The organism is Saccharophagus degradans 2-40 (assembly GCF_000013665.1).
GTDB lineage: Bacteria > Pseudomonadota > Gammaproteobacteria > Pseudomonadales > Cellvibrionaceae > Saccharophagus > Saccharophagus degradans.
This window is the reverse complement of sequence record NC_007912.1, coordinates 3,618,022-3,631,457: the sequence shown is the minus strand read 5'-3', so window position 1 is coordinate 3,631,457 and position 13,436 is coordinate 3,618,022. Positions and strand designations below refer to the sequence as shown.

The window sequence follows — 13,436 nt, the reverse complement described above, 5'->3', positions numbered from 1 at the left end:
ACAGACGAAGAGGTGCGCCGTTATATGCAGTGCAACGCAATATAAATAAGCTAAGGGATAACGCTATGAGCCGAATAAAACTAATTAAACGTGTGCGGGCGCTGTTTGCGTCTTTTTTGATTTGCGCTGTGGCTTATGTGACAAATGCAGAGCATCCTATGAATGAGGGCCCCAAAGGCGGGCACAATGTATTCGAGGGGCAAATAGCGCCCATGCTAAAAGGCATGGGTGAGCACGATTTTGAGATATCGTCAAAAAGTCGCATGGCTAAAATCTTTTTCAACCAAGCCATTGCGCTTACCTATGGGTTTAACCACCTCGAGGCCGCCCGATCTTATAAGCAAGTGGCGCTATTAGATGAAAATTCAGCCATGGCCTACTGGGGGCAGGCTTTGGTATTGGGGCCCAATATTAATGGCGCAATGGAGCCAGATTCTGTAAAGCCCGCAGCAGATGCCATTGCCAAGGCCAAAACCCTTAAGGCACATGCAACGGTAAAAGAGCGCGACCTTATTGATGCCTTAGCTGCACGGTATTCCAATGATCAAACAATGGCAGATCGGGCAGAGCTAGATATGGCCTATGCGGCCGCAATGCGGGCGTTAGCAAATAAATACCCTAAGGATGCACACATAAAAGCCCTGTTGGCAGAGGCGCTTATGGTTATCCATGCGTGGGATTACTGGCATGCCGACGGTAAGCCAAAAGAGTGGACCCCAGAAATAATTACTGTGCTTGAAACCGGCTTGGCTCGTCACCCGCGCCATGCAGGGTTAATTCACTATTATATTCACGCCACAGAAGCCTCTAAAACCCCGCAGCGTGCCGAAGACTATGCAGATACCTTGCGTGACTTGGTGCCCGGTGCAGGTCACTTGGTACATATGCCCTCGCATATCTACATGCGTGTTGGGCGCTATCAAGATGGTGTAATCGCAAACGAAAAAGCCATGCAGGTAGACGATGACTACATAACGCAGTGCGGCGCACAGGGTGTTTACCCCGTAGCATATGTGCCACATAACAGGCATTTTTTATGGGCCATGGCAACGATGCAAGGCAGTAGCGCTAAAGCGATTAACGCCGCGGAGCATATGGCGCAACACATAGATACTGCACTTATGCGCGAGCCAGGTTTGGGCACATTGCAACACTATTGGGTGACACCGTTGTACGCATACTCGCGCTTTGGTAAGTGGGACAAAATATTCGCCACTAAAAAGCCAGATTTAGCGTTAAAGTACCCGCTTGGGGTATGGCACTATGCAAGGGGCATTGCATTTGTTGCGGCAAATAAACTCGATCGCGCGCGCTTGGAATTATCGATGGTTAAAACTTTAGCTACCGATAGCGACCTAAAAAATATCACTGTGTGGGAAATAAACGACGCGCAAAGCGTATTAAGTATTGCAGCCTTGGTGCTTGAGGGGGAGCTTGAGGGCAAAGCGAAAAACTACGAAGCGTCCATAGCCCTTTTCGAAAAGGCAATAGCGCTAGAAACATCACTTAACTATAACGAACCATCAGATTGGCATTACCCTGCTCGGCAGTCTTTAGGCGCAGTACTGTTAGATGCAAAACAATACAGCGCTGCAGAGCAGGTGTATCTAGCAGACTTAGCCGTGTTCCCTAAAAACGGCTGGTCTTTATATGGTTTGCAGCAAGCATTACTTGGCCAAGGCAAAAAGCAAAAAGCTAAAGCTATTGGTAAGCAATTTGAACAAAGCTGGCAGTGGGCAGACATAGCGTTAAATGCTTCTCGTATACTGTAAGCGAATAAGCTCGCTATTCAATAGACGCGTTTATTAATTAGCGCTGCGGCGTATTTAATAAGAAGGCTACGGCGCTGCTACAAAACGGGCAAAGCCGTAGCTCAAAGGATTTAGGCTATGGGAAATACATATAAGTTGGTAATGGTTTGTATTGCAGTTACTTGGGCAGTATTTGCAGGCGCAGCGCCTAGCCAAGATTTTAACGTTGAGGATTGGGCGAGAGAGAATATTCGTTCTAGTGCGACACAGGGTATACCTATTACAACCAGCCTAACCGATAACAAGCATTATTTACTCAATATTTACCTGCCAGAAAGCTATCACCAAAATACCGATAAGCACTTCCCTGTAGTGTACTTACTCGACCCTTATTGGGACTTTAATGCAATCACATCCATGTTGGGGGCGCTGGTTTACGATAAGTATATTCCTGAGTTGATTGTGGTAGGAATAGGTTACGCAGGTGACAACCCAGATTTTGGCTCCCTGCGACAATTAGATTACACGCCAACAGTAAATAAATTCGATAAAAACAGTGGGGGTGCCAAGGCCTTTTTATCATTTCTAGAAAATGAAGTTATTCCAAAAATAGAAAGTGATTTGCGGGTAGATCCATCCTTTAGAGGGCTGGTGGGTAGCTCGCTTGGTGGGCTATTTGGTCTCTATAGCATGTTCGAGCGTCCGGAGTTGTTTCAAGGGTATATTGTTTGTAGCCCAGCCATTCTTTGGGGGCGCCGTTGGATAATGCAAAGGGAGATCGAGTTCTTTTGGGGAGACAGCAAAGAGCTGTGGAAAGATACCCCTGCTAGGAATTTGCCTACCCGCTTGTTTATGGCAGCGGGAGAGCCAGAAACCGAATTAAATTGGTTGTACGAAGTGCAGGCGTTTGATCGACTGATTGCTCACAGAAAATATAGCGATTTTAGTTACGAGTTTCATACTATAGCGGGCGTACATCACGGCGGTGTGAAATTCCCTACATTTGCGCGTGGGCTGGCGTTTATATTTAAGCAATATATTGCGAACGGTTCTACAGGCCAGCATTAATGTATGTTATTAACACTTTGTTTTGCTGTGGTGCATTGGTACAGCGACAGAGCGGTTGCTTAGAGGTACCCTAAATATCAATATCACTTAAACAGTCATTCACGTATATTACACCTTAATAAATGCACTGCTAGAGCTTAGTAGCGCGCTTGGGCTAGCTCGTAAATAAGGCTGTAGGTGAAAGATTGGACGCAATAGATTATAAAAAAATATTCAGTGAAATTGTTAATGAGCTGAGTAGTGAAGATGAAAAGGGCAGCGTGGCAACTTATATTCCCGAGTTAGCCAATGTAGACCCGAACAAGCTTGGCATGCACCTAACCACAGTTACTAATCAACACTTTGCCTACGGCGATGCTGAGGAAGCGTTTTCGATTCAAAGTATCGCCAAGGTTTGGTCGCTTACTTTGGCGTTGAAACACTTGGGTGCAGATACTTGGCAAAGGGTGGGCGTAGAGCCATCGGGTACGGCGTTTAATTCATTAGTGCAGCTTGAATATGAAATGGGTATTCCGCGTAACCCCTTTATTAATGCTGGGGCAATTGTGGTTTGCGATATTTTAGTGTCTTGCCTTAAAAACCCTAAAGAAGATTTACTTGATTTTATTCGCACCTCCTCGGGTATTCCTAGTATTGAATACTGCCCTGTTATTGCCGAGTCGGAAGTAAAAACCGGCCATAGAAATTACGCGCTAGCCCACATGATGAAAGGCTTTGGCAATATTCATAACGATGTAGATTGTGTGCTAGATCTCTATTTTTCGCTTTGCTCAATAAAACTCACCTGCAAACAGCTCGCGCAAGCATTCTTATTTTTAGCTGCGGGTGGAGTAAACCCCGCTACCCAGCAGCAAGTTATTACTCCCAAACGCACAAAACGCATTAATTCCATAATGCAAATGTGTGGCTTCTACGATGAGGCCGGGGAGTTTGCTTTTAAGGTGGGGCTGCCTGGTAAAAGCGGTGTAGGTGGCGGCATTGTAGCCGTACATCCTGGTAAATATTGCATCGCGGTGTTTAGCCCGCGGCTTAACGCCTCGGGTAATTCTGTTAAGGCAATGAAAGTGCTCGAAGCGCTAACTACTAAAACAGAATTGTCTATATTTTAATTAAGGGAACGAGTACGGTATTTAAATAATAGTAAAGAGGTAGAGTATTTTTTATATAAGAACTAGGTCTGTCTGCTTTGCTCTTACTCAATATTTACTTAAATGCAAAGTAATGAAAATATTAGAGCTATTGGCGTTTTATAAATAATCTCATAAAAGCGATAGCGCCTATCAATTTTGGCATGAATGCATCCACCTGAATTGAATCAAGGTGAAGAGATTATGTGGCGCAAAGTTGAATGCTTTCATTAACACTCGGTTAAGTGTGGTATGTTAATGGAGCCGTTTATTGGTGCTATACCAACGCAAGGGGTTAAGCCGGGTAGAATTGCGGAAGGGCGGTTTGCTCTGCTTTGTAAGTTCGTATGAGTTCCCACGCGGGAGCGTGGGAACGAGGTGGTATTTTGTTGATGTGTAAAATGTTAGGCCTACCTCTTATCCTACTCGGCTGCCTGAATTTTTCATCGCCCATAGAGTCGATAAGAGCTATCATTAAATTGTTACTTTATTTTTAAGTGGAAACAAAATGAACTTTATCAAACTCGCCGCGCTGAAAGTGCTCGATGTTAGTTAAGGTTGTACGGGCTATTTTTTCTAAAGCCTCTTTGGTGAAAAATGCTTGATGGCCTGTAATGGTTACATTAGGGAAAGTCTGTAGGCGGGCAAATACATCGTCTTGAATGAAGGTGTCAGAAAAGTCTTCAAAAAACATTTCACTTTCTTCTTCGTATACATCCAACCCCAAATGACCTATTTTTTTGTTCTTTAATGCACGTATAACCGCCGAGGTATCCACTAATCCCCCTCTGCTCGTATTAATTAACATTACACCTGGTTTCATTTTATCTATGGCCGCTTGGTTGATCATGTGATGTGTACTTGGCACCAACGGGCAGTGTAGCGAAATAATGTTCGAGTTTTGCAGCACGTCATCCAAGTCCCCTTTTTTTATTTTGGGATTGTCCGGCTGGGCATAATCGGGGTCACACACTTGTATGTTACAACCAAAACCAAGCATGATTTTGATAAAGGCACGACCAATCTTACCCGCCCCAATCACTCCCACCGTTTTTCCATGTAAGTCGAAACCCAAAAGCCCGTCCAAAGAGTAATCGTTTTCCCGTATGCGATTATGAGCGCGGTGGATGTTACGGTTTAAATCTAATATTAGTGCGCAAGTATGCTCCGCTACGGCGTGGGGCGAATATTCTGGTACTCGGCAAATAGGCAAGTTATTGGCTTTCGCGGCAGGTAAATCAACATTATTAAAACCGGCGCATCGCAGGGCAAGCAGCTTTACATTCATGTTGCTTAGGCTTGCGATCACAGAGGCGTCAATCTCATCATTAACGAAGCAGCATATAGCTTCAAATCCGCTTGCTAACTTCACCGTATCTTTGTTGAGCCTAACAGGGTGATAAGTTATTTCATGTTGCCCAGAGTTTATTTGATGAAAAACAACTTTATCGTACTTTTTACTGCTAAAAAGACCTATTTTCATTACGCGGCTCCCTTTGTATTAAAGTGGGCATGAATTCGTTGAGATGTGTAATTTCTACTACGCCGTATACTGTATAGCTTCTTGTGCTAGTGTGCTCACAAAATAGCGTAACCTTTGCGGTGCATCAAGTTAAGGTTCTCGCATTTACTTTAGGGTGCTCAACTATGAGTTTATTGCAACTACTAACCGCGCTTACACCCATTGCCTCTATATTTTTATTCTTAGTGGTTTTTCGCATGCCTGCTGTAAAAGCCATGCCGTTGTGCTTTGCTGTATTCGCATTTCTTGCCTGGAGTACATGGGGGATACACCTAAAACAAATGGCCGCTGCCACCCTCGAGGGTTGGGTAATAGCCCTTTCTATTTTGATTATTATTTCTGGCGCACTATTGTTATTAAATGTTTTAAGAGCATGTGGAGCATTAGATAGCATCCGAAGCGGCTTTTTTGGCATCTCACCAGATAGGCGCGTACAGGCCATTATCATCGCGTGGTTTTTTGGTGCCTTTCTAGAAGGGGCTGGGGGCTTTGGTACGCCGGCAGCTATTGTAGCCCCGCTTCTTGTTGTTTTAGGGTTTCCATCTTTGGCCGCTGTTGCGCTGGCGTTAATTGCAGACAGTGCGCCAGTTTCATTTGGTGCCATTGGAACACCGGTTCTCGTCGGTATTGGTCAGGGTGTACCAGGCATTGAGTATGCGGAGTTACGGACTATCGCTGTAACAGCAATGTCTATCGATTTTTTTGTCGCAAGCTTTATTCCATTAATGATGACGCTATTACTTACTCGTCTTTTTGGTGCAAACAAAAGCTGGCGTGAGGGTTTTCAGATATGGCCGTTCGCGCTTCTCTCTGGGGTAATGTTTACCGCACCCGCTTGGCTAGTAGCAAAATATATTGGCGTTGAATTTCCGTCCTTAATAGGGGCTTTAATAGGCATGCTCATTATGGTTTTTGTTGCAAGGCACGGCTGGTTACTGCCAAAGCAACCTTGGCGATTTGCTACCGACCCGCCCCTAAGCGAACTGACTGAAGTAAATCATTCCGCTGCGGTTATCCCCCTGTGGCAGGCTTGGTTGCTCTATGTAAGCGCAGCGTTGTTGCTTGTGCTTAGCCGGCTATCAATGTTGCCGCTAAAATCGGCTTTACTGTCTTTTCAATGGCTCTGGGCAAATATTCTTGGCACGAACATTTCAAGCAGCCTAGCACCGCTTTATTTACCGGGTACCTTGTTTGCCTTTGTTGCTTGTGTAACCTGTATTGTATTTAAAACATCTAAACAGCAAACCCTTTATGCCGTTAAAAAAACAGTAGAAAGCCTATGGCCGGCTGCTATCGCGCTGGGTAGTTCCGTACCAATGGTGCGTATATTCATCCATTCTGGAGTGAACGACAATAGTTTAAATGCCATGCCAACAGAATTAGCTAACCAAGCCGTAGATGGCTTGCAAGCACACTGGCCATTCTTCGCTCCGTTAATAGGCGCCTTGGGCAGCTTTGTCGCAGGATCGTCTACTTTTTCAAATATGATGTTTTCTGGTCTGCAAATGGAAGCGGCAGAGGCATTAAACCTTTCACCTTCGTTGATTTTGGCCTTGCAACTACTGGGCTCTAACGCGGGCAATATGGTGTGCGTGATGAATGTGGTGGCCGCAGCGGCCGTTGTGCACCTAACAGGAAAAGAAGGCCACATAATACGACTAACTTTCGGCCCAATGCTTATTTATTGTGGAGCCGTTGGCGTAGTTGGTTGGCTTGTTAGTCGTATATTTCCATTTACTTAAACTTAAGCGGTGTTAATTCGTATACTCGTATCCACGCTTCTACGAAGGGATACATATATCGCCTTAATGTAACGCAAGGAAAGCTTTAGAGTAATTGGTGTTTTATAAATAAGCCTAGAAAAGTGATCGCGCTAATCAATTTTGGCAAGAAGGTGTGCAGCTTGAATTGATGTAAGGCTAAGTGGTGATACAGCAGAATATTGAATTCTTTCATCAAAATCCGGTTAAGCGAGGATATATCGATGAGGCGGGCATTGGCGTTATTTCTGTGCAAGGAAATATGCAGGGTTGAATAGGGGGGGGACGGTTTACGTAGCTTGGTAAGTTCGTGTGCGTTCCCATGCGGACGAGGGAGATCAACCCTCGATGTGATTTATTTGGAGCTATTGCTTAGTGAGTAAGGCTAATGCACGATGGTATTTTTCAGCTCTTCGAAGATCTTTATCTGTGATTATTTTTAATCGAGTTAAATTCAGGTTGTCCTTAATGTCCTCAATTTTGACCTTTTTAGCTAGTTCGTTTTTTGATACGCGTAATATAAAACTATTGTAGTCCTCCCCATTCCTCTTCGACAGGCAATCAATTGCTTCAATTACATCATTTGAGAAGCCTAGCTTTTTAAGGTCGTCTTGGGTAAAGGCACTATCTTCAATTACATCGTGCATCACTGCCACAATCATTTCGATTTCAGCTTCAAATTTAAACATCAATCGTAATGGGTGCAAAATATAAGGTTGACCTGCTTTATCTATCTGGCCGGCATGTGCTTTTGTAGCTACCGCTATAGCTTTCTCAAGATTACTCAACGATGTTCACCAATTTCATATTCTTCTTGCGTAATTTCATCGCCGGACAACAGAGCCTCATTGTATAACTTATTTTGATAATGTATTACCTCGGTAGACTCTTTCTCGCCATAAAATTTTCTGTAAATAGCTCCGTTTTTTTTCATACGCCTAAACATTACTTCTTCAAAGGGGTAATCGATATAAACATCTTTAGTGTTTAAATACTCCCCTGTTTTAATAGCCATTGATAGATTTCCTTATGGCGTCATAATAGGCTTTACTTTGAGCCTCAATTACTAAACGTTCTGGATCAGAATCTGGCAAAACTCGCCATTGCTCATAAAGTTTATGACCTTGGCCACTAGGTATTCCAGATTTCGTTGCAATAGATGTATATAAATCGTCTCCAAGTAAGGCTCTTGCTATTGGTTCTGGCTCTTTCGCATAGATCATCGCAGGTGTATTGACCTGAATCTCGCCAACTATTCCAGATTGCGTCTTAATCGTGAAGTTGACACCGCTATAGCCTAATGGATCTTTGGTGCCATCTATTACCTTAATTTTCACGCCTCGTTTGGCCAATTCCGCTACTGCTGCGTCCAGCTTATCAGGAGGGACGATAATTTTGTTCCTAGCCAAAACTTTAATCTTCGTAGCATCACCACCGTAATCATTTATGATTTTTTGGATGGCGCGGTCTTTTGATTTGATTGAATAAGTGACTGTCTCATTTTGTCACTTCTCATTTTGTCTACTCATTTTGTCTTCCGTCGGCAGCCCGCAATGCTTGGCGCGTTTTTAAATTGCTCCCCAATCGCTAGCTCTTGCCCTACTAAAAATAAATCCTTGTTATTCACTAATCTTTCACTATAGGTGGAATGTTATTTTATTTTTGTGATTTTAGCCTGTGCTACCATCAGCGCTTTTAAAACCAGTGGATAAGTTAAAAGGAACTGCTTATGGATAACGTGGCTGTGTTGGCGAAATTGGCGCCCTTGTTTTTGGCTGTGGGCATGTTTGGTATGGGGCTTTCAATGCAAGTAAAAGATTTTAAATACTTGCTTAAAAATATTAAGCCCGTTGTAGTAGGGGTAAGCTTGCAAGTACTTTTACTGCCAGCATTGGGCTTTGCATTGGCGGTTGGCTTTTCGCTAGACCCAGTTCTTGCTGTGGGTTTAATGCTTTTGGCCGCAAGCCCAGGCGGGCCAGGTTCAAATTTGGTGTCTTACTTAAGTCGCGGCGATGTGGCGCTTTCTATTGCGTTAACGTCTGTGAGTAGTATTTTGGCAATTGTGAGTGTGCCATTAATAACAAGCTTAGCACTCGCATATTTTCAATCTCAAGCAGCGGTTTCTTTTTCGATTGCGCAAATGGTTGTGATGATTTTGGTTGTTACATTAGTGCCGACGTTTCTAGGAGTATTTACCTCATGGAAAGCACCAAGGTTTGCCGCGCGTTGTGAGCAAGGTGTAAAAGTAATGACGCTGGTGTTTATTATATTGCTAGTGATTGCCACCATCGTTAAAGAAAAAGCGACTATCGCTGCTATGTTTTCTACTTTAGGGCTGCCATTAGCTGTGTTTTGCTTAGCTGCCGTAGCCATTAGCCTACTGTTAACACGTCTATTAGGTTTTAGTGGTGCTCACCGCCGCACTATAGCCATAGAAGCCGGTATTCAAAATCCAGTAATGGCTGTGGTTGTGGCAACTACGTTCTTAAATACTGTCGAATACTCCATTCCTGCTGCGGTGTATCCTGTGGTTATGTTGACCGTTTCCTTAATGTTTATTGCCTATGCGCAGTTTGGCTGGGCGCCGAAAGGATTAGGCGTAGCTGAGGTAAGAGTGGATTAGTTTTTAATAAGATATGTAGTAATATGCAGTAATAAATCTGATCGAGGCCAGCCCTGCATGTGGTTGGCCTTGGTGTTTTAGTGTTTTCTACCCTGCAATAAGCCTTTCCATTTCTTCCCGTGCAACAAACGCATTCTCTCTTAATTTATATATGGCTTTTACGCTAAACCTGCGCTGTTTACGTATGGGCTGGCCCCTGTGGCTGTTTACAGACGGTGGGGTTGTCTCATTGTTGTGTGCGAGAGGGTGCAAGCTTGTCCCTATGGTTAGTTGCGGGTAATATCAGCTAGCCAACCTTCCTCCTACAATGCCTATAGGTTAAGAAAAGGACTTCCCATGCAAGTGTTTCGATCACTTACCCTCTGTTTCATCTTAGTTAATATATTTCTAACCGCGTCTGCATTTGCTTCGCCTACTGCTAGTTTATTGGGGCGTTGGGTCGGGTTTCTAGATGGAAGTAAAATAATCGTTCAATTTGATGAGGCAAGCAAAGGCCTAATAGAAGAAGGCCAAGGGGCGGACTACGAAATAACCCGATACAAATATAAAGTAGAAGGTTCGCGTATTATTTTTATCGACGCCGATGATTTTGAAGAGATGGTTGTTGATTATGCTTTAACGCCAGATGGTTTATCGTTAATGCCGGAAGGGGATGAAACCATCGAGCTTACTCGAATGGCGAGTGTTAAAACGCTGCCTTCCATATTGGAAAATCATGAGTGGACCGTTTTTACTATTCCCAAGGTTGCTATTCATACTGAAATTACGGGCCGTAATGCTAAAACAACGGTCGAATTGTCTGTTACTCATGCCACCGACCAAACCTATGAGGCTATGTTGCGCTTCCCTCTACCGAGTAGTGCAACCCTTACCGCGTATGCTTTAGATGTGGAAGGAGTAATGATAGACAGTGTTGCGGTAGAAAAAGCACGGGCGCGGCAAGTGTTTGAGTTGATAGAGGACGAAAATATAGATCCTTCTTTAGTTGAGTTAACCAATAGCAATGAACTTGCAATAGAAATTTACCCTATAAACCAAGGGCAACCGCGCAGCATCCGGTTTACCTATGTAGAGTCGCTTGAAGCGGATGAAACGGGCAGACTTATATATACTTTTCCATTTGATAAGATTGGCGGTGAAGCCGAATTGGATGTGAAAGTTGATCTGCTAGCGTCAAATAAATTCCCAGAGCTTAAGCGCGCGCTTGGTGAGCAGCAAGATTGGAAAAAAATAAAGCATAAGCATTTTCGCGGCTACCGCTATACACGCCAGCGCGATGCAGAGAGGTTAGAAGCAACCTTGCCGCTAGTACTTGCCATTGCCACTAACGATAAGCGTGTAGATATTGTAGAGCAAGATGACTTTGGGGATCGCTATTGGGCGACCATTATGACTTTTTCTCGAACGAACCTTACGCCCATAGAGAATGCCGAGCGTGTAACCCTTTATTGGGATACTTCGCTATCTATGCTTGAAAGCGAAGTGCAAAACAAGGCAATACTCGCAGAATTGCTTGCAAACGTTAAAACCAAAAATAGCAAAAGCAAACCGCTTGAAGTGGAAGTGGTATTGTTTGCCAACGCAATTACAGGCTCGCAAGTATTTGCGGTAGACGAACAGCTAACCTCTAACGTTACGAAATATATAAATACTGTTGCTTATGATGGAGCGACTAACTTTTATCCTCTGTTCTCTAGGTTAGCAGGCTTAGATGCATCTTACTCCATCATTTTTAGCGATTTCAAACCGCAGTTCTTTAATGGTGAATTTCAGCCTTCTGCTAGGCCGGTGTATTGTATAACCACCACCGCACCCACTAACCATAGTCTGGCGAACAGAATAAGCAGCGCTTCTGGAGGCTTGAGTTTAAGCTCAAGGCTGTTACCTGTTTCGGATTTAGTTGCGTTAATTGGTATGCGACCACCAAAAGTAGATGTTAAATTTGAAGGGCGGGGCGGTAGTTGGAACGCTGATAGTTTTATAAAGTGGAATATTGAAAATAAATTGTCGTTAAGCATAGTTTCGCAAGTGCCAGAAATAGCTAGCAAAGTGGGTGTAAGCGTAGGTAATGGTAGATATAAAACACTCAATTTAAATAAGCTGCCATTGAAACAGGCTGGCATTGCAAAGTTCAAATGGCTAAGCGCTAAAATAGACGAGCTTAATGCCGAAGGGCCAGCAGCAAAAGAGCGTATTGTTGCCTTGGGTGTACGGCACAGAATTCCCACGCCCTACACCTCGCTATTGGTGCTTGAAGACATTGAGCAATATGTGGAATACGGCATTCCACCGCCCGCACAAATAGAATATGCAGATAAATATGACGAGTATCGAGCGGATATAGCTGATGAAGCGCTTTCACGGGAAGATATTATTCGCGCTCTGGAAAAGCAATGGCACAGCCGAGTACAAAGTTGGCAAAGCCAAGAGCGAAAAACTAAACAGGATATTGAAAACTGGAAGGCAATAGAAACTAAAAAACTGTCTGCTAGCTTGGATGACGGTGAGCTTGAAGAGGTTGTTGTTGCGGGAATTCGCGCGTCGATGCGCACAGCTGAAGATATACGTAGAGACGCGGACGAAGTTGGTGGCGACCAAAGCATTAGTTTGTCGCAATGGAAACCCGAGGCCCCGTATTACGCATCATTAAATAATGCGTTGGATGCGAAAGCGAGATATATACAATATTTGACGTGGAGAGAAGAGTATCGTGCCTCGTTTAACTTTTATATGGATGCCGCCCAGGTGTTTATCCAGCACGGTGAGGTTGAGCAAGCAAGAAAAATTCTTGGCAATGTGCTTGAACTTGGTGAGGGGGATGATGAGGCAATAAGCCTAGCTGCGTTTAACTATTTACAGTTAGAAGACTTTGATACAGCAATATTCCTGTTTGAAGAGGTGATTAAATTACAGCCCTATGAGCCTTCTGCACACTTGAATTTAGCCAAGGCACAATCTGCAAAAGCGCGTACCACTAGGTTGCAAACGGATTTTCAAGCCGCAGTTGATACCTTCTTATATGTTGCTTTGGGCCCCTGGGAAGAGGATGAACCATTACGTATTCTCGCATTAGAGTCGTTGAATAGGCTGTTACATACCACCGACTTTAAACTAAATGTTGGTGATTTACCTCAATCTCTAATTGCGTATTTACCTATGGAGATAAGGCTCTCGCTTGCATGGAATTCGCGTACGGCAGATATAGACCTATGGGTGGAAGAGCCGACAGGTGAGCGAGTAGGCTACAGTAATAAGCAAGGTTTTAGCGGCGGTGCAATTAGCGTAGATATTACAGATGGCTATGGTCCTGAGGTTTATTATGCGCGCTACGCACTTGAGGGTGAATACAAGGTGTATGTCAATCTCTATGCAAATATGTCGGCAGAGCTAACCAAACCGGTCACGTTAACGTTAACGTTAACGGCCACTACCTATTACGGGTATGAAAAAGAAGATTCGCAAACGCAAAGTATGCGCGTAGAAAAATCCGGTAGTGAAATTTATGTGGGGTCGATTAAATTTACGCCCGCTAAGTAACTCTGAAATTGTTTATTAGGTATGTATAAAAAATATTGTATATAGGGA

10 protein-coding genes are annotated in these 13,436 nt (G+C 43.9%); 6 read left to right on the top strand and 4 right to left on the bottom strand.

Features of this window, described 5'->3' with window-relative positions; all coding sequences use genetic code 11:
- Nucleotides 1–65 precede the first annotated feature (65 nt).
- The 3 genes from SDE_RS15010 (at nucleotide 66) to SDE_RS15000 (ending at nucleotide 3,928) form a co-directional block, all read left to right on the top strand.
- A complete protein-coding gene (locus SDE_RS15010) occupies nucleotides 66–1,772 on the top strand; it encodes a tetratricopeptide repeat protein (RefSeq protein WP_011469342.1) in 1,707 nt (568 codons plus the stop codon).
- A 117-nt stretch (nucleotides 1,773–1,889) separates the two neighbouring features.
- Entirely contained in the window at nucleotides 1,890–2,819 is a 930-nt protein-coding gene (locus tag SDE_RS21440; protein ID WP_011469341.1) for an alpha/beta hydrolase, read from the top strand.
- 185 nt (nucleotides 2,820–3,004) lie between these two features.
- Complete coding sequence (locus tag SDE_RS15000; protein ID WP_011469340.1) at nucleotides 3,005–3,928, top strand: glutaminase; 924 nt, start codon at nucleotides 3,005–3,007, stop codon at nucleotides 3,926–3,928.
- Between the two features lie 511 nt (nucleotides 3,929–4,439).
- Here SDE_RS15000 and SDE_RS14995 read toward each other — a convergent pair.
- Nucleotides 4,440–5,429 carry a 2-hydroxyacid dehydrogenase gene (locus SDE_RS14995; protein WP_011469339.1) on the bottom strand — a complete coding sequence of 330 codons (990 nt, stop codon included), beginning with the start codon at nucleotides 5,427–5,429 and terminating at the stop codon, nucleotides 4,440–4,442.
- A 164-nt stretch (nucleotides 5,430–5,593) separates the two neighbouring features.
- Between SDE_RS14995 and SDE_RS14990 the strand changes: the two genes are divergently transcribed.
- The gene (locus SDE_RS14990; protein ID WP_011469338.1) at nucleotides 5,594–7,210 is read left to right on the top strand and encodes an L-lactate permease; all 1,617 of its coding nucleotides are present in this window, start codon (nucleotides 5,594–5,596) and stop codon (nucleotides 7,208–7,210) included.
- Nucleotides 7,211–7,593: 383 nt separating this feature from the next.
- Here SDE_RS14990 and SDE_RS14985 read toward each other — a convergent pair whose 3' ends face one another.
- Genes SDE_RS14985 through SDE_RS14975 form a run of 3 tightly spaced genes read right to left on the bottom strand, consistent with a single transcriptional unit; the run spans nucleotide 7,594 to nucleotide 8,637 of the window.
- Nucleotides 7,594–8,016, bottom strand: coding sequence for a hypothetical protein (locus SDE_RS14985; RefSeq protein ID WP_011469337.1), 423 nt, complete (start codon nucleotides 8,014–8,016; stop codon nucleotides 7,594–7,596).
- Nucleotides 8,013–8,243, bottom strand: a complete 231-nt coding sequence (locus tag SDE_RS14980) for a hypothetical protein (RefSeq protein WP_011469336.1) — start codon at nucleotides 8,241–8,243, stop codon at nucleotides 8,013–8,015. Before SDE_RS14980 ends, SDE_RS14985 begins: the two co-directional genes overlap by 4 nt.
- Entirely contained in the window at nucleotides 8,233–8,637 is a 405-nt protein-coding gene (locus tag SDE_RS14975) for a hypothetical protein (protein ID WP_011469335.1), read from the bottom strand. Before SDE_RS14975 ends, SDE_RS14980 begins: the two co-directional genes overlap by 11 nt.
- A gap of 320 nt (nucleotides 8,638–8,957) precedes the next feature.
- Between SDE_RS14975 and SDE_RS14970 the strand changes: the two genes are divergently transcribed.
- On the top strand, nucleotides 8,958–9,851 hold the full coding sequence (locus tag SDE_RS14970) for a bile acid:sodium symporter family protein (protein WP_011469334.1): 894 nt from the start codon (nucleotides 8,958–8,960) through the stop codon (nucleotides 9,849–9,851).
- A 336-nt stretch (nucleotides 9,852–10,187) separates the two neighbouring features.
- Nucleotides 10,188–13,388 carry a VIT domain-containing protein gene (locus tag SDE_RS14965; RefSeq protein WP_011469333.1) on the top strand — a complete coding sequence of 1,067 codons (3,201 nt, stop codon included), beginning with the start codon at nucleotides 10,188–10,190 and terminating at the stop codon, nucleotides 13,386–13,388.
- The last annotated feature ends 48 nt before the right edge of the window (nucleotides 13,389–13,436 follow it).